The organism is Paenibacillus sp. OK060 (assembly GCF_900101205.1).
In the GTDB taxonomy this organism is placed as follows: domain Bacteria; phylum Bacillota; class Bacilli; order Paenibacillales; family Paenibacillaceae; genus Paenibacillus; species Paenibacillus marchantiae.
Genome location: NZ_FNFR01000005.1, coordinates 610,068 through 627,668, shown reverse-complemented (window position 1 = coordinate 627,668; position 17,601 = coordinate 610,068). Strand labels below are relative to the sequence as shown.

At 48.1% G+C, this 17,601-nt stretch carries 15 protein-coding genes; 12 read left to right on the top strand and 3 right to left on the bottom strand.

Going from position 1 to position 17,601, the window contains the following annotated elements; genetic code table 11:
* The first annotated feature begins 127 nt into the window (after positions 1-127).
* From aspS to BLS14_RS21365, 5 genes are all read left to right on the top strand, one after another.
* Positions 128-1,906 (top strand): aspartate--tRNA ligase, encoded by a 1,779-nt coding sequence (aspS, locus tag BLS14_RS21385; protein ID WP_063567716.1) that lies wholly within the window; start codon positions 128-130, stop codon positions 1,904-1,906.
* An 18-nt stretch (positions 1,907-1,924) separates the two neighbouring features.
* The gene (locus BLS14_RS21380) at positions 1,925-2,683 is read left to right on the top strand and encodes a tRNA threonylcarbamoyladenosine dehydratase (RefSeq protein WP_076287755.1); all 759 of its coding nucleotides are present in this window, start codon (positions 1,925-1,927) and stop codon (positions 2,681-2,683) included.
* A 414-nt stretch (positions 2,684-3,097) separates the two neighbouring features.
* Positions 3,098-4,396 (top strand): NCS2 family permease, encoded by a 1,299-nt coding sequence (locus tag BLS14_RS21375; RefSeq protein WP_063567718.1) that lies wholly within the window; start codon positions 3,098-3,100, stop codon positions 4,394-4,396.
* Between the two features lie 69 nt (positions 4,397-4,465).
* Entirely contained in the window at positions 4,466-6,259 is a 1,794-nt protein-coding gene (locus tag BLS14_RS21370) for an ABC transporter ATP-binding protein (RefSeq protein WP_090953892.1), read from the top strand.
* Positions 6,260-6,436: 177 nt separating this feature from the next.
* Positions 6,437-8,623 carry a HelD family protein gene (locus BLS14_RS21365; RefSeq protein ID WP_090953832.1) on the top strand — a complete coding sequence of 729 codons (2,187 nt, stop codon included), beginning with the start codon at positions 6,437-6,439 and terminating at the stop codon, positions 8,621-8,623.
* Between the two features lie 135 nt (positions 8,624-8,758).
* On the opposite strand, the gene BLS14_RS21360 is transcribed toward BLS14_RS21365, so the two are convergent.
* Entirely contained in the window at positions 8,759-9,661 is a 903-nt protein-coding gene (locus BLS14_RS21360; RefSeq protein WP_063566840.1) for a DMT family transporter, read from the bottom strand.
* A 34-nt stretch (positions 9,662-9,695) separates the two neighbouring features.
* The gene (locus tag BLS14_RS21355) at positions 9,696-10,436 is read right to left on the bottom strand and encodes an SDR family NAD(P)-dependent oxidoreductase (RefSeq protein WP_176854672.1); all 741 of its coding nucleotides are present in this window, start codon (positions 10,434-10,436) and stop codon (positions 9,696-9,698) included.
* Between the two features lie 162 nt (positions 10,437-10,598).
* On the opposite strand from BLS14_RS21355, the gene BLS14_RS21350 reads away from it, so the two are divergent.
* From BLS14_RS21350 to crcB (BLS14_RS21335), 4 genes are read left to right on the top strand one after another with little or no spacing between them, the layout of a single operon-like run.
* A complete protein-coding gene (locus BLS14_RS21350; RefSeq protein WP_090953828.1) occupies positions 10,599-11,477 on the top strand; it encodes a LysR family transcriptional regulator in 879 nt (292 codons plus the stop codon).
* 53 nt (positions 11,478-11,530) lie between these two features.
* Positions 11,531-12,838, top strand: coding sequence for a replication-associated recombination protein A (locus BLS14_RS21345; RefSeq protein ID WP_063566842.1), 1,308 nt, complete (start codon positions 11,531-11,533; stop codon positions 12,836-12,838).
* 28 nt (positions 12,839-12,866) lie between these two features.
* The gene (gene crcB, locus BLS14_RS21340) at positions 12,867-13,268 is read left to right on the top strand and encodes a fluoride efflux transporter CrcB (RefSeq protein WP_090953826.1); all 402 of its coding nucleotides are present in this window, start codon (positions 12,867-12,869) and stop codon (positions 13,266-13,268) included.
* The gene (gene crcB, locus BLS14_RS21335; RefSeq protein WP_090953824.1) at positions 13,265-13,624 is read left to right on the top strand and encodes a fluoride efflux transporter CrcB; all 360 of its coding nucleotides are present in this window, start codon (positions 13,265-13,267) and stop codon (positions 13,622-13,624) included. The genes crcB (BLS14_RS21340) and crcB (BLS14_RS21335) overlap by 4 nt, the downstream gene beginning before the upstream one ends.
* A 140-nt stretch (positions 13,625-13,764) precedes the next feature.
* Here crcB (BLS14_RS21335) and mnmA read toward each other — a convergent pair whose 3' ends face one another.
* Positions 13,765-14,889 carry a tRNA 2-thiouridine(34) synthase MnmA gene (gene mnmA, locus BLS14_RS21330; protein ID WP_143021570.1) on the bottom strand — a complete coding sequence of 375 codons (1,125 nt, stop codon included), beginning with the start codon at positions 14,887-14,889 and terminating at the stop codon, positions 13,765-13,767.
* 323 nt (positions 14,890-15,212) lie between these two features.
* Here mnmA and cymR point away from each other — a divergent pair, with 323 nt between their 5' ends.
* From cymR to BLS14_RS21315, 3 genes are all read left to right on the top strand, one after another.
* Positions 15,213-15,632: a cysteine metabolism transcriptional regulator CymR gene (gene cymR / locus BLS14_RS21325; RefSeq protein WP_063566846.1), complete on the top strand. Its 420-nt coding sequence runs from the start codon at positions 15,213-15,215 to the stop codon at positions 15,630-15,632.
* Positions 15,633-15,757: 125 nt separating this feature from the next.
* Entirely contained in the window at positions 15,758-16,909 is a 1,152-nt protein-coding gene (locus tag BLS14_RS21320) for a cysteine desulfurase family protein (protein ID WP_090953822.1), read from the top strand.
* Between the two features lie 164 nt (positions 16,910-17,073).
* On the top strand, positions 17,074-17,595 hold the full coding sequence (locus BLS14_RS21315; protein WP_024633069.1) for a PRC-barrel domain-containing protein: 522 nt from the start codon (positions 17,074-17,076) through the stop codon (positions 17,593-17,595).
* The last annotated feature ends 6 nt before the right edge of the window (positions 17,596-17,601 follow it).

Sequence of the window (17,601 nt, the reverse complement as noted above, 5' to 3'; positions counted from 1 at the left end):
CGGAAGTTGGAGAGCCAGAGGTAATAACATGCCATTTGAATAAAATCGTCTTCACGCAACCGCACTGTTGAAAAGCGGGCTCTGCCCGCCCATACAGAACGGAAATTCACATAAGAGGAGTTTGGTTATGAAAAGAAGTCATCATTGCGGCGCATTAACACCCGCACACATCGGTGAGACCGTAACATTGAACGGCTGGGTACAGACCCGCCGTGACCTGGGGGGCGTACTGTTTATCGATCTGCGTGACCGCAGCGGAATTGTACAAGTTGTTTTCAACCCGGCTTACTCTGGCGAAGCATTGCAAATCGCTGACAGAGTGCGGAGCGAGTACGTTATCGCAGTAACGGGTAAAGTGGTTAAACGTGACGAAGAGACAGTAAACAAAAACCTGCCTACAGGTGAAATCGAAGTGCAAATTACCGAGATTGAAGTACTGAACGCGGCAAAAACACCTCCATTCTTCATCGAAGATGGTGTGGAAGTCGACGAGTCGCTTCGTTTGAAATATCGTTACCTGGACTTGCGTCGTCCGGAAATGTTTGAAACATTGAAATTGCGTTCCAAAGCATCCAAAGTGTTCCGTGATTATCTGGATGGAGAAGAATTCGTTGAAGTAGAAACACCAATCCTGACCAAGAGCTCCCCGGAAGGTGCACGTGATTATCTCGTACCAAGCCGTGTGCATGAAGGTGAATTCTTCGCCCTGCCGCAATCACCGCAAATTTACAAACAATTGCTGATGGTCGGCGGACTTGAGCGTTACTATCAGATCGCTCGTTGTTTCCGTGATGAAGATTTGCGTGCGGACCGTCAACCGGAATTCACCCAAGTCGACATCGAGACTTCCTTCCTGCAACAGGATGACCTGCTGCCAATGATGGAAGAACTGATGGCCAAATTGCTGCGTGAAACGAAAGGTATTGAGCTGGAACTGCCTTTCCAACGGATTACGTATGCAGATGCTATGGGCAAATACGGTTCAGACAAACCGGATCTGCGCTTTGGTATGGAACTGGTTGAAATGAACGATATCGTAGCGAACAGTGGTGTGAAAGTATTTGCTTCTGTCATTGAAAAAGGTGGAGAAGTGAAAGTATTGAACGCCAAAGGCTGTGGTACATGGAGCCGTAAAGAAATCGATGATCTCGGACCATTCGCAGCGCGTTACGGTGCAAAAGGATTGGCATGGATTCAAGTCAAAGATGGCGAGTTCAAAGGACCAATCGTGAAGTTCTTTACGCCAGAAGAGATCGAAGCAGTCAAAGAACGTACTGGCGCTGAAGAAGGCGACTTGTTGCTCTTCTCTGCTGACACCAAAAAAGTGGTTGCAGATGTACTGGGCGCACTTCGTCTGAAAATCGGTCGTCAACTGGGCTTGATCGATGACAGCAAATTCAAATTTGCATGGGTTGTGGACTTCCCATTGCTCGGGTACGATGAAGATGCGAAACGTTATGTAGCAGAACACCATCCATTCACACGTCCTAAAGACGAAGATGTACATCTTTTTGATACAGATCCGGGTGCTATTCGCGCTCAAGCCTATGACCTCGTTCTGAATGGTTATGAAGTGGGCGGCGGTTCGATGCGTATCTACAAACGTGATGTTCAAGAAAAAATGTTCGCTGCTCTGGGACTTTCTCCGGAAGTAGCCAACGAGAAATTCGGATATCTGCTCGAAGCATTTGAATATGGAACGCCACCACACGGCGGAATCGCTTTTGGTCTCGACCGTCTGGTGATGCTGCTGGCAGGTCGCACGAATCTGCGTGAAACGATTGCCTTCCCGAAAACAGCAAGTGCAACGGATCTGCTCATGAATGCACCTTCTGAAGTGGATAACTCCCAATTGGAACAACTTCACATCCGCGTAGCCCGTAAACCGGTGGCGGAAAAGAAATAAAGGAGGCATCGATTCTCAATGCTCCATCAATTTTCAAGAACAGAACTGGCTATCGGACCTGAAGGTCTGAACGCCCTGAAAAATAGTACAGTAGCTGTGCTCGGCATCGGCGGCGTGGGCGGTATTGCAGTGGAAGCTCTTGCCCGCAGTGGTGTTGGCCGTATCATTCTGATTGATAAAGACGTAGTGGATATCACCAACATCAATCGTCAGATTCATGCTTTGACCACGACCGTTGGTCAGAAAAAAGCAGATCTGATGGTGGAGCGCGTGAAGCTCATCAATCCGGAGTGCGACGCGATTGCACTGAATATGTTTTACACGGAAGAAACGTATGAGGAATTGTTCAAGTATGAGCTGGATTATGTGTTGGATGCTTCCGACACGATCATTTACAAAATCCACCTTATCAAGGAATGCCTGAAACGTAAGATTCCGGTCATTTCCAGCATGGGTGCGGCAAACAAAATGGACCCGACGAAATTCCAGGTTGCGGACATTTCGAAAACGACCATGGACCCGATTGCCCGTGTTGTCCGCACAAAACTGCGGAAAGAAGGCATCAAAAAAGGTGTGAAAGTGGTCTTCTCCACCGAAGAACCATTGAAACCGCGTGCAGATGTAACGCAAAAAATCGTTCCTGAGAATGCGCCGGAGATTCGCAAGGCCAAGCAGCCGCCAGCGAGTAACGCCTTTGTTCCTCCGGTAGCCGGACTGATCATGGTCAGTGTGGCCGTCAAGGAACTGATCGAAATTGCAGAGAATAAGCAGCAGTAATCTGTTGTGAATAAAAAGCGTAGGTGCCGACAAGGTACCTGCGCTTTTTTTTGCATGCGCAAACCTTAACAAATGTCAGGGTTACGTGATGTACTTCAATCCCAAAAGCGTGTATGATATGTGGTGCTGTGCGAAATGATGGTAGATACATAGAGAAATCGCAGCTATATAAGATGAATATAAGATTTACACAAGAACGAAGAGGACAGAAAAAAACTGGAGAAGCGAAGCGTGCGCCTAAAAGCTTTCTGAAAGAAAGCTACTTCGGAAGCATACGCTATCACCGGATTTAACTTTAAAAAACATAAATCTAAAAATCTGGGGATAACAGCGATCGGAAGGTTGTTCTGTCCGTGTAGTGGTAGAGTGTAAATACTTTTGTTCGGCTTACATAGAGAGAGGGGAACGGAACGAATGAAACAAGGATGGATGACCAGACGACTTGGCCTGGAGCCGGGAGACCAGTGGAAGAAGGAAATTGTGGCGGGGGCCATTTCCTATTTTGCCGTGGTGTACATCGTAATGGTCAATGCAACAATTCTGGCCGATGCCGGAATGCCGCTACAGGCGGCAATGGTGGGTACACTGCTGACGTCCATCGCAGGTTGTTTGCTGATGGCATTTGGCGGTAAGTCGCCGATTATCGTTGTACCTGGCATGGGTATCAATGCATTTTTCACCTACACACTCGTACATTCGATGAAATTGAGCTGGCAGGAAGCCTTGGCGGTTGTATCCGTCACCGGTGTGCTGTTTGCGGTCGTAGCTTTTACATCGTTATATAAAATAATTAGTGAGGCCATTCCGAAAAACCTGCAGCATGGCATTACGGTGGGGATTGGCTTGTTCCTGACGTTTATTGGTTTGCAAAAAAGCGGAATCGTCATCGCACACCAGACCACATTTGTGGCGATCGGACATTTTAATGATCCTGGAGTGATCACTGCCTGTGTCACTCTTGTGATCGCCTTGATTTTATTTATACGCAATGTACAAGGCGGGCTTCTGATCAGTATTTTGGCGGGAACTGGACTAGCTTATGTGCTTGGCGCTGTAAAACCAGGTGATCCGGTGTCTGCCACAGAAGCACTGCATCAATATGGTGGTTTGTTTGCCCAGCTTTCCTTTGCAAATCTGTTGGATCTATCGTTCTGGATTGCAGTATTTCTGTTGTTGCTGATCGTTGTATTTGAGAACATCGGCCTGATCACAGCCCAAACCCATCTTATTGGTCGCCCCCAAAGGTTTAAAGGCAGTTTGCGGGCGCTGTCGATCTCCAATATTTTTGCTGGAATTTTTGGCAGTAGTCCTACTGTAGCTGCGGCGGAGACAACAGCGGGCATAGCAGCAGGTGGGCGGACGGGCTTGACTCCACTGGTTACCGCAGTGCTGTTTGGTGCAACGTTCTTCTTTATTCCGCTGTTGGGTTATATTCCGGACAGTGCTATTGCACCGATTTTGATCATTATTGGCGGCTTGATGGTACAAAGTGTGAAGGATATGGATTTCAGTGATTTCACGGAAGCTTTTCCGGCTTTTCTGATCATGGTCATGATTCCATTTACGTATAGCATCGTGGACGGTATGGCATTTGGATTCATTGCGTATCCGGTGGCGAAGCTGGCGGCGGGTCAGGGCAAACAGGTGCCTAAAGTCATGTATGGCATTGCCATCCTGTTTTTGGCCAATTTCGTGCTGCATGGGATATTGTAAAAGACAGGAAACGTAATGTAGTTCGTACGTATGATCTCTGGTGAACAAGGAGAGAACGGGGGAACGGAAATGGAAGAGCAACAACAGGCAGGTCAAGCTGAATCGAAAATAGGAAAAAAGGGATTCAAGGATTTTGTGAAGCTGATTGCTGCCACAAATCCACCGAAGCTTATTCTGATCATAGCGTTGATCCTGACACTTATTCAGACGACAGCCGGACTGATTGTTCCGCTGATGACCAAAGGCCTGATTGATGGGCTCACGATGTCTGCGCTGAACAAGTCCGTTATTTTCCTGCTGCTGGGGGCATTTGTTATTCAGGCCATCGCTTCAGGCATCAGCATCTATATGTTGAACTATGCAGGTCAACGGGTGGTTGCGACATTGCGAACGAAGCTGTGGAACAAGGTGTTATCCTTGCCGATGCCATATTTCGACCGGAATCGTACGGGTGATACGATGAGTCGAATCACGAATGATACAAGTCAGATTATGACGCTAATTGCGGATTATCTCGTTTCTTTTGTATCCAATATCGTTGCGGTTGTGGGCGGGGTAGCGTTGCTTTTCTATCTGGACTGGGTCATGTCACTCATTATTCTGAGTCTGGTGCCGCTAACGCTACTCATCCTGCTGCCTGTTGGTCGTAAAATGTACAAAATCTCCAAAAAGCAGCAGGACGAAATGGCAGGTCTTACTTCGGTGCTCAGCCAAGTCATTGGCGAGATTCGTTTGGTGAAAGCTTATGGTACGGAGAAACAGGAGGCGGAAGCAGGCGATTCCCGTATTGGGAAGATGTTTGCTTTTGGACTCCAGGAAGCGCGGATTTTGGCGTTGATCGGTCCACTCTTTACGTTTGTCATGACGGCTGTACTGGTTGTTATTCTGGGTGTTGGCGGCATGCGGGTAGCTTCTGGCTTGCTGTCTCCGGGTGAACTGGTCGCCTTCATTCTGTTGTTGTTCCAAGTGATTATGCCGATGGGGCAATTTACGACACTGTATTCACGTCTGCAAAAGGTTGTCGGTGCGACAGAACGCATTCAGGCCATTCTGGCACATGAAGAAGAACCTCGTCATAGCACAGCAATAGCTCCTAAGGGCAATGAGACAATTACATTTAACAACCTGCACTTCTCTTATGTAACAGGGGAAGAGGTACTGCATGGAATTAATCTGACCGTTCCGGCCCGTAAAGTGACGGCCATTGTTGGGCCAAGCGGCAGCGGGAAATCAACGCTATTCTCCCTGTTGGAACAGTTCTATCTTCCGGGGTCGGGCAGTATATCGTATGGTGGACAAGCTATAACGGATTATTCATTAGCCTCCTGGCGAAGCAAGATTGGATATGTATCACAGGAGAGCCCTCTGATGGCAGGCACAATTAAGGAAAACATGACATACGGGCTGGGCCGTGAGGCGAATATGGACGAAATTAGACAGGCGGCAGAAATGGCTTATTCCTCCGCTTTTATTGATAAATTGCCTCAGGGCTACGATACAGAAGTGGGAGAACGCGGAATCAAGCTCTCCGGTGGTCAACGTCAACGGATCGCTATTGCTCGTGCACTGCTGCGCAGCCCGGATATTCTGATGCTGGATGAAGCGACGTCCAGTCTGGACAGCACCTCGGAACATGAGGTACAGCAAGCCTTGTCCAATCTGATGGAAGGACGAACGACAGTTGTTATTGCACATCGATTGTCCACCGTTGTCGATTCTGATCAGATTGTTGTTCTGGAACAGGGACATGTGACGGGAACCGGAACACATGCGGAGCTAATTAGCAACCATCCGGTATACCGTGAACTGGCACAGAAACAGTTTGTGGCACAGGATGGGAAGCCGGATTCTGAGCCGGTATGATTTAAATAATGACCGTTGTTCTTTTGTTCTTTCCAGAACAGGAACAGCGGTTTCTTTCATTTTGCTATCCAGGCTACTGTAGCTTTTTATACATCAATATGATATAGTGGGTATCCTTTTGTGTCGTCAGCGATTGACTATGCAGAGCAAAACATATTCTTAGGAGGTAACTGAAACATGTCAGACAGCTTTCAAAGTGCCTATCAAGAAGAAGAGTACAGGTTAGAGCGAACGATGAAGGAAGTGGACAGTCAGCTGGAACGGCTGCAGAATATCCCGGTATACACCGGCCACGACTTCACAGAGCAAGTGCTGGAGGCCGGACGTGAAGAGCGCCGCACCGCCTTGTCCAAGAGCGCGCAGCAACCCTATTTCGGACGCTTGGATTTCGAAGAACAGGGCAGTGGTGCACGGAAACCGCTGTATATTGGCAAAATCGGCGTAGACCGCGAAGAGGTGGGAGAGCATCCGCTCGTCATTGATTGGCGTGCTCCTGTCGCAAGCCTGTTTTACTCATTTACCGGAGGGGAAGCCTCCGCAACGTATGAAGCCCCAGAGGGACTTATTGAGGGCCTGGTTTATCTGAAACGAAACGTTGTTATTCGGCAGCGTATATTGGAACGTGTAGCGGATACGTACAATCGGGACAGTGACCAGCCAGCTGTATCGGATGAATTCCTTGTGTATCGATTGGGAGAGAACAAGGACAACAAGCTCCGTGATATCGTATCCACCATTCAGGCGGAGCAGGATCAGATCATTCGTGCGGCGAGAAACACCGCATTGATCATTCAGGGTGTGGCCGGTTCGGGTAAAACAACCGTCGCACTGCATCGGCTTGCCTTTTTGCTATATCAATACAAGGAACAGGTATCAGCGGAGAAAATGGTTATTTTCGCACCCAACCACATGTTCCTGGATTACATATCAGATGTACTCCCGGAGCTCGGTGTAGGAGATATTCAGCAGCGTACATTCCCGGATTGGGCGATGAACCTGCTGGGGCTGGACCTGCCTTTGGCGGACACGTCGGAGACATTGAACACCTGGTTTGAAACGCCGGATGCACGTCCTGAACTCAATGATGATGTGCCTGGGCGTTATAAAGGCTCGATCCGCTTCATGGAACTGATTGGGGAGTGGCTATCCGGGATGGAAGAGGAATCCGTACCTGATATGGACTTCAGTCCATGGGATGGTGCAGTGCTCAGCAAAGCCGAGATTGAGAACTGGTTCGGGGATGAGTACAAACATTATCCGCTGGCGAAACGCAAAGAGCGGGTTATGGCGCGTATTCACCGCTGGATTGAGATGGAACTCAAGAAACCTTCCCCGGAAGCCATTCGCAAAGAGCGTAAGAAGAAAGCGGCAACTCGTGAGAAGGCCTACGCCAAAAAATGGCCTCAATATGAACCGCTTACGCTGTACAAACAGCTGTTTAAGGTTGTTAAAGGCGGTTCGGTACCTGCCTCGCTCAGCGGGCTTATTCCCAAATTGGTGATGAAGCAAACGGCTGCAGATCTGAAGCAGGATATCATCCGTGAAGAGGATTTGCCTGCATTGGTGTACATTCATACCTTGGTTCATGATATTGAAGGCTCCGAGCGATTCGATCATGTCGTCATTGATGAAGCGCAGGACTTTTCTCCTTTTCATGTAGCGCTATTGGATCAGTTTGTCAAAGGGCATTCTTTCACCATACTGGGGGATCTGTCCCAAGGCATTCATGAGTACCGTGGTGTTCACGCGTGGGAAGAGATGAGTTCGCTGTTTCCCGAGGAACAGAATGCATACTTTGCATTGACCCGGAGTTATCGCTCGACAATGGAAATTATCGATTATGCCAATACGATTCTGGAGCGGGGCGTCAAAAGCGGTATTACGGCAATTCCTGTATTCCGGAGTGGTGATCCTGTACGGACATTGTCCTATGGGGTAGAAGGGCGCACAGCAAGCCTCGAACAGGCTCTGAAGCTCTTGACGGTCAAAGACTATCGCACAGTCTCTATTCTGACCCGTACCCTGCGTGAGGCAAAGGAGCTTCACCATGAACTCCAGGCCGCAGGCTGGGATCTGAACTTGATTGACGGCGGCAAAAAACAGTACACAGGCGGTCATTCCGTTTTACCTGTCTATTTGTCGAAAGGGTTGGAGTTTGATGCAGTTATCGTAGCGGATAGCGATGAGAAACACTATTTGCCCAATGCGGGTGATGCGAAGCTGTTGTACGTTGGCTGTACACGGGCATTGCACGAACTGTGGTTATTCCACGACGGCCCATTGCCAGACTATGCTGCTGCAACCCACAATCCGGAAGGCGAGTCTGTTGCCATTCAGGGTTGGCCTGACAGCGAGGCAGAGTGAAACCTTGTTGTTGAACATAGCATTAATATAGAAAGAGCATGGCGCTGTTAAAGCACCATGCTCTTTTTTGTACTTTTCAGATGAGTATTATTATCGAGTGGCTCACCTAAAGTTTCGCTGTTATTCTTCTGCTAGTTAACTTGCAGGTGTACGTTGGGTCAAACCCGGTTTATCCAAAGCTGAGTTATGACTGACGGGACGTCGGTTAACCAGGAAAATCCCCAGACAGATCATTACCCCACCTACACCCACAATCCAGCCGACATGCTCTTCCAACAAGACGAAGCTCGACAGCAGTCCAAACAGCGGTGCCAGAAAAAGAAAGGAACTGGTTTTGGCCGGATCTGTGTTCTGCAGCAAATAAAACCAGAGGGTGAACTGAATGATGGAACAGAAAATTGTCAGCCAAACCAGGACAACGATGGACGTTGTATTTACGATAAAATGAGGCTGCTCTGTAAACACACTCAGTAGAAGCAATACTGCGCCTCCAGCGAGCATTTGGTAAGCGGTAAGTACAAATGTATCATGAGCAGCTCCCCAGCGCTTAATGAGCAACGTGGATACAGCAAAGGAGACAGCGCCGCCAAACCCAATCCATGTCCCTGGACTCAAGCTTAGATGGAATCCAAAGGTCAACGCCACTCCGACAAATCCGAGAATCACACCGGTCCACTGGCTAAAACGATAGGACACACCATATAGAGCAGCACTCAGGATGATGACAAGCAAAGGATTCGTAAACGTGATAATGGCGGATTCTCCCGAACTAATCCAGTTCATGCTGTAGTAGGCACATCCCATTACTCCCGCCGACTGGAACAGACCGATTACGGCGATTTGCATCCACTGTTTCCACCCCACAGGCATGGGACGTTTTCTAATGATCCACGCTAGTAATGCTCCTGCCAATATATAGCGAAGTCCCATTAACAAAAAGGGAGGAGCATACATCATACCGATTTTGCCTACGGGAAACGAGGTTCCCATGATGAGAGTTGTAACAAGGATCAGGAGCGTATATTTTAAAGGCTTCATCAGGATTCCTCCACTTCGCTTCCCATGCTCATAATCATAACGTCTGACCACTATCTACTGTAATCAGTTGCCCGGTCATGGATGGTTGCTCCAACGCGGCGCATATCATATGTGCAATGTCTTCGCTTGCCGCTATTCGCTGCAACAATAATTCACCACCCAGACGATGCATCTGTTCTTCCTTTCCTGCCCACCATCGGGTTGCGACTGCACCCGGAATGATAGCGTTAACCCGAATATCGGGGGATAGCGAGTGTGCCAAAGACTTCGTCAAACCGTGTACTGCTGCTTTGGAAACTGCGTAAGGAAGGGAGGACCCAGATCCTGTGCTGCCAGCGATGCTGCCTAGGTTAACGATTGCGCCTTGACCTGCCTGCTGCATTCCTTTCGCTACAGCTCGTGCGCAGTAAAACATGCCTTTAACATTAACGTCATATAGTTCATTCCATATGTCATCCGTTACGGATTCCAGATCCTTCATTGGGATATGATGCGTAATGCTGGCGTTATTTACGAGTGCGGTCACAGGGCCAACTTTATTAGTGATAAAGGCTACCATTTGACGAACCTCGACATCTGAACCCACATTAGCCTGAACTGCAAAAGCTTGACCTCCCGCATTCAGAATATGTTGTACAGTCTCTTCGGCCTCATCCTGGGAGCGGGAGTAATTGATGGCAACGGTTGCTCCACGATTAGCGAGCAGTATACTGGTAGCTCGGCCTATACCCGTACCACCTCCTGTTACCAAAGCTACAGTGTTCGTCCAGTTGATCATTATTAACACTCCTTAAGTGAACTCAGCCAGTAGTAAGTTGCTGTGTTCTGATTACCCCGATTGTAGCTCGAAGCAGCTATACTGTATAATGATTGTTAATGGATTAGATATCATTTTAAATGATGTCAGAATGGATATCGTTTTATTTGGGAGGTTACTATGGAAAGTGGGGATTTAAGGATATTTCAATGTGTCGCACAAGAGGGGAATCTGACCCGAGCTGCGGAGCGCCTCGGTTACGTGCAGTCCAATGTGACAGCAAGGATACGACATCTGGAATCCGAAGTAGGGACACTGCTGTTTATTCGTCATAATCGGGGGATGACGTTATCTCCAGCAGGTGAGATGCTTCTGACGTATGCGGATAAAATTGTAGGCCTGCTCGATGAGGCTGGTAAAGCGTTGAGCTCTACAATTGAACCTTCTGGACCACTACGCATAGGCTCCACGCAGACTGCCGCAGCGGTACGTTTACCTGAGCTTTTTGTGAAATATTATAAACAGCATCCGGCTGTCTCCTTATCTTTGAATACAGGTAACTCTCAAGTGCTTATGGATCAGGTTATTGGGTATGAATTGGAAGGGGCGTTTATCGGTTGTTCATGTGATCACCCTGATATTGCTTCTACTCCCGTATTTGATGAAGAACTATTCGTTGTCTCCTCTGGTATGGGACCAGAAGATGAAGAACTCACCAGTAAACCGATTCTGGTCTACAGCATGGGATGTTCGTATCGTCAGATTTTGGAGGAATGGTTATCGGCTAGCGGTGTAACCCGTCCGGTCATTATGGAATTTGGAACCCTTGAAGCAATTATTAGCGGGGTTACATCCGGCATGGGAATTTCACTGTTACCCGAAATCGTCATTCGGCATCAGATCGAAAATGGATCACTGCGCAAGCACACACTCCCGGCAGGCATGAATCGGATGATGACTCATTTTATTACGCGCAAGGATGCTTTTGTCAGCAGTGCGCTTGGCGCATTTATGGGTATGCTGCCGCGGGAGTATGATATGATAGAGAATAGCGATTAATCAGAATTTAATAAGGAACAAGTAAAGGCAATCCGTTAAGGAAGTGATGAGCAATGGATTTATTTTCGTTTCAGCAAGATTCAGAACCTCAAGCAAGACTGCTCGCTGACCGCATGCGGCCAGAGCGTCTTGATGAATATATTGGGCAAGAACACATTATTGGACCGGGGAAATTGCTTCGGCGCGCTATCGAAGCGGATCAGATCTCGTCTATCTTGCTTTATGGTCCTCCGGGATGTGGCAAGACGACACTGGCACATATTATTTCCCAGCATACTCAAGGACAGTTTGTCCGTCTGAATGCGGTGGATGCTTCTGTCAAAGATGTACGTGAAGTCATCGAGCAGGCGCAAACGAACAAGCAGTTGTACGGAACAAAAACCATTTTGTTCCTCGACGAAGTACACCGTTTTAATAGTTCACGTCAGGATGCACTGCTGCCTGCAGTAGAGAAGGGCACGATCATTTTTATCGGTGCAACGACAGAGAATCCCTTTCATTATGTGAATGGGGCCTTGATGAGCCGTTCCACGCTGTTTCAGCTGGAGTCTTTGAACAAAGAGCATTCCCTGATTGCGATGCGCCGGGCACTGACGGATGTGGATAAAGGTTTGGGATTCATGGATCTGCAGGCAGACGAGGAGGCATTGGAGCATATTGCGACGATGGCAAATGGCGATATTCGGCGTGCGCTGAACGCCTTGGAACTTGCTGCACTGACTACACCGCCAGAGAAGAACGGCTCGATTCACATTACGCTTGATGTAGCTGAAGAATCTATTCGTCGTCCGATTGTGAAGGCAGATGAATCGACACAATATGATGTATTGTCGGCATTTCATAAAAGTATCCGGGGTTCCAGTGATGCAGCACTGTTCTGGTTTTTGTATGCGGTAGAGAAGCTGGGCATGGACCCGATGACGTTTATACGTCGTCTGATTGCAGCGAGCAGTGAAGATATTGGACTTGCGAATCCGCAAGCGATGACCCAGGCCATTGGGGCGCTGGATGCTTATCGCAATAATGGCTGGCCTGAAGCCAAGCTGAACATTGCCCAAGCGATCCTGTTTGCTGTTGAAAGTCCGAAGTCCAATGCGGTGTACACTGCGATCTCGAAAGCGATGAATGCCATTGATGAGGTGAAATCGGCTGAAGTCCCTCTTCATCTGAGGGATACCCATTATTCCGGTGCAGTGAAGCTGGGACATGAAGGTTACCAATACCCTCATAATTATCCGGGCCATTATGTGAAGCAGGAATATTTACCGAAACAGCTCTCACGCCGCATTTTCTATGAAGCAACGGAACAAGGCAATGAATCCAAGATTCGTCTAAACCAGCAGCGGCGCAGAGAGCTGTAAGATCCATGACCCGGGAGATGCTTGAACGATGAAAGAAATATTCTATATTGGAATCGGTGGAATTTTGGGTACATTATGCCGATATGGGATACAGTTATGGATGCCAGCAGCCAATGAGGGCTTTCCTTGGGCAGTGATGCTGATCAATGCCATCGGGAGCCTGTTTTTGGGTTGGTTCTTCACCATAGCTGTTCCAGGTAAAATAACGCCTCAACTTCGTCTTGCAATTGGTACGGGATTTACTGGGGCATTCACCACATTCTCCACCTTTACTCTCGATATGGTCCGTTTATCCGAGGGAGGAATGTGGGGGAAGGCTGTTATATACCTCGTTGTGAGTGTATTTGCAGGGTTATTGCTGTGTGCATTGGGGATTAAAGTTGGACAGCGAATGCTGAGTAAACCGACGCAGGATGGTGTTGCACCATGATCATCTGGATTGGTCTTGCAGGAATGTTGGGTGCAGTGCTCCGCTACAGTTTGGGTAGATGGATATCCGGTTCGCTCGGAACGGCCTTCCCATGGGGGACATGGGTCATTAATATCAGTGGTTCTCTGTTTCTTGGATTACTCTATGGCTGGCATAAGTCAGCTTCAATCCCGGAAGAAGTCTGGGTGATAGGGGGGACTGGATTTTGCGGAGCGTATACCACATTCTCTACATTTGGATATGAGACCCTTGGTTTGATGGGGCAGGAACGTTACTTAAGAGTAGTTATATACGTCATCAGTTCGGTACTGCTGGGGGTTGCGGCTTCTTTTGCAGGAGTGTGGCTGGCTGCATAAGTGAAAATAATTATTTTTTTTGCAGGAAAAAGAAGGAAAAAAGCCATCCGTCATGGTATACATGAAAGATGGCTTTTGTTATAGGAATACAGGGTATTGTGCAAAATCCATATGGGGAAGGATTCATTTCTGTTATTGATCTATTGCAGCGCCGGTACAGGCACTTTTTGAACCTGATCGATCGTTCCGCCGCCGAGACACACATCTCCATCATAAAACACAACGGCTTGACCTGGCGTGATCGCTTTTTGCTGTTGGTCAAACTGTACATCCACGCTGCCATCTTCCTGCCATGTCAGGGTTACACCCTGATCCGGCTGACGATAGCGGAATTTGGCTGTACAACGGAATGGTACGTTAGGCATGTGTGCTGCACCTGCGATCCAGTTTACACCTGTTGCAGTCAGACCGGTTGAATACAGGCTTGCATGTGCATCGCCTTGAACGACAAGCAGTTGATTTTTCTCCAAATCCTTGTCTGCCACGAACCAGGGTTCACCATTACCGGAACCGCCAATGCCGAGACCTTGACGTTGTCCAAGCGTATAGTACATCAGACCATCATGACGGCCCTTCACTTCTCCGGTTGCAATATCAACCATGTCTCCACCTTTGGCAGGAAGATAGTTGCTCAGGAACTCTTTGAAGTTGCGCTCGCCGATGAAGCAGACACCTGTGCTATCTTTTTTCTTCGCGGTGTACAGGCCAGCTGCTTCTGCAATCTTGCGCACTTCCGGTTTTGGAAGATGACCAATCGGGAACATGGCTTTGGACAGCTGGTTCTGATTCAGTGCATTGAGGAAGTACGTTTGGTCTTTGTTACTGTCCACACCGCGCAGCAGTTTGAACGTTCCATCTTCTTCAATGAGGCGAGCATAGTGGCCTGTAGCCACATAATCAGCGCCGAGATCCAGTGCTTTGTTCAGGAATTCGCCGAATTTGATCTCACGATTACACATGACATCAGGATTCGGAGTCCGACCCGACTTATATTCATCAAGGAAATAGGAAAATACTTTATCAAAGTACTCTTTCTCGAAGTTGACAGTGTAGTAAGGAATGCCGATCTGTTCGCAAACCCGGCGTACGTCCTCTGAATCTTCTTCAGCAGTACAGTGGCCGAACTCGTCCGTGTCATCCCAGTTTTTCATGAAAATGCCGATGACATCGTAACCCTGCTCCTTCAGCAGCAGTGCGGTGACGGAAGAATCGACACCTCCGGACATGCCAACGACGATCCGTGTATTTTCAATTGTTTTGGACATCGTTATCACCATTTCTCTATATAAATGTGTTTCGTTTCTTATTCTAGCATAACCGGACTCAAGTTACGATACACCCGGCCAACTTTGGATAGTGTCCACCACAGGCGCACATTTTGGAATTTCGTCAATCTTTCTTTTCCATAAAGCATGCAGATATGTTAACATTAGCTGAGGGTTATGATCGGAATACGGAGGATTAGAGGGACTAGGTCTGTATTTTTCATATCCCGCTGTGGCGGATCCTAGAAAGACGGTCTTGGACCACATCCTGTTATTTTATGTTTTACAACTTGTTTTTTCGAAAATTGAAAGAGGTGACTCCTTTGAAAATATCGACAAAGGGCCGTTATGGGCTCACAATCATGATGGAGCTGGCAGCCAGAACAGGCGAAGGCCCTACATCTTTGAAAAGTATTGCCGAGCGCAACCAGCTCTCGGAGCATTATCTGGAGCAATTGATCGCTCCCCTGCGTAATGCAGGACTGGTCAAGAGTATCCGTGGCGCCTACGGCGGTTACATTCTGGCAGGCGATCCTGCTACCGTAACGGCAGGGGATGTTATTCGTGTACTGGAAGGTCCAATCTCTCCAGTGGATTTCACGGAGGAAGATGATCCGGCGAAGCGCGACTTGTGGTTGCGCATCCGTGATGGCATTGCAGAAGTATTGGATTCAACAACGCTGAAGGATCTGATTACATTCCAGGATCAGGAGCAAAAAGACAGCTACATGTTCTATATCTAATATAGTTGATGATGAGCATCACAGACGACACACTAAAGCCCCCATATTTGGGGGCTTTAGCCGTGCAACAAGCTTCTTTAATGGTTTGAAAATATGGAAGTCCAACATATAACGGGGTGAAATCAATGAAAAGAATATATTTGGATCACGCCGCATCGACACCTATGCACCCACAAGTCGCGGAAGCGATGATGAAAGTTATGACAGGGCAATATGGCAATGCATCAAGTATCCATGCCTTTGGGCGTGAAGCCAAACGGACCGTCAGTGGAGCAAGGGATGTCATTGCGGCGTCTTTGGGTTGTTTCCCAGATGAACTCGTATTTACCGGAGGCGGCACGGAAAGTGACAATCTGGCGATATTTGGCGCAGTTTCAGCGAGAAATGAACGGGGACGGCACATCATTACAACGGCCATTGAGCATCATGCGGTACTGCATACTTGTCAGGAGCTGGAGCGACAAGGCTATGACGTGACCTATTTGCCTGTAGATGAGTACGGGAGAATACGTTTGGAAGAGCTGAAAGATGCCATCCGGCCAGATACAGTGCTGATCACCATGATGTATGCCAATAATGAAGTGGGTACGATTCAGCCTATCCGCGAAATTGGTGAACTGGCTCGTCAACATGATATTTTGTTCCATACCGATGCAGTTCAGGCTCTTGGCACCCAGGAAATATCTTGCAAGGAACTGCTTGTGGATCTGATCAGCTTCTCTGCTCATAAAATTAATGGCCCTCAAGGCGTGGGTGCACTATACGTACGACGCGGAATTGTACTGGAAGCGAGATCTCATGGTGGCCTTCAGGAACGGCAACGACGGGCGGGTACCGAGAATATAGCGGGTATCGCTGGTTTTGCGGAGGCGTTGAAAATATCAGGAGAACAAGCGGATGCGCGCCGTGAACATGATTTGGCATTGCGATTAGTACTTCTGGAACAATTGGAGCAGCATGTAGGGTTGGAGCATTTCCACGTCAACGGACATCCGGAATATACGCTGCCTAATATCCTAAACATCAGCTTTCCGGAAGTATCCACAGAGACGATGCTCATGAATCTGGATATGGAAGGCATCGCAGTTGCGAGCGGTTCGGCATGTACTTCCGGTTCCCTCGAAGTATCCCATGTACTCAAAGCGATGAAGCTGCCGGAGACATTTTTGCATTCCGCGATTCGTTTTAGCTGGGGGTTGGGTAATACTACGGAAGAAATCATGATAACCGCCGAAAAAATTGGAACCATTCTTGGGCGACTGCGTAATAGAGCCTAAGGGGCTCTTTGCACATGGAACAGAAGGAGGGAAGAAGTTCCATTTCATCGGTTGGATAGAAGCGGTTTTGATGATCGGCGTCTGATTGCCACTCATCAACTTTGGGCATACCTAGCAATAGCGCCGCGACTATTTAATGATAAGAAGATGAGGGGGACCCTGCGATGAAGCTTCAGGAAATGATCGGACTTGCCGTTTTTGACGTTGAGGATGGAAAGCAGGTCGGTAAAATCCAGGATTTCATTGTGAATGACGATTGGAAAATTGAAGGCATTGAACTTGAAAACAAAGGCCTGTTTACCAGTCATGTCAAAATCGTGCAGTGGCAAGATATCGTTGCCTACGGCGAAGATGCCGTCATGATCCGTAATCAACAGGCTGTCCGCAAAACGGGAGCCGACGACATAAAACACACGTACCTCCTCGGCCAGTCTAAATTGAAGGAGATGTCCGTGCTCACCGAAGAAGGTTTGCTGCTTGGACGTGTCTCTGATGTTTATTTTGACCAGGAGTTGGGAAATACAATAATAGGGATTGAAATTACGGACGGTTTTGTGTCCGATTTGATTGAGGGCCGCAAATGGCTGCCATGTACAAGCGATATGTCTATTGGGGAAAGTGCCATTATGGTGCCGCCGCTGAGTGAACAGCGCTTGGAAAATGCCATTCATTCTGTTAATGGATAGGTGAAT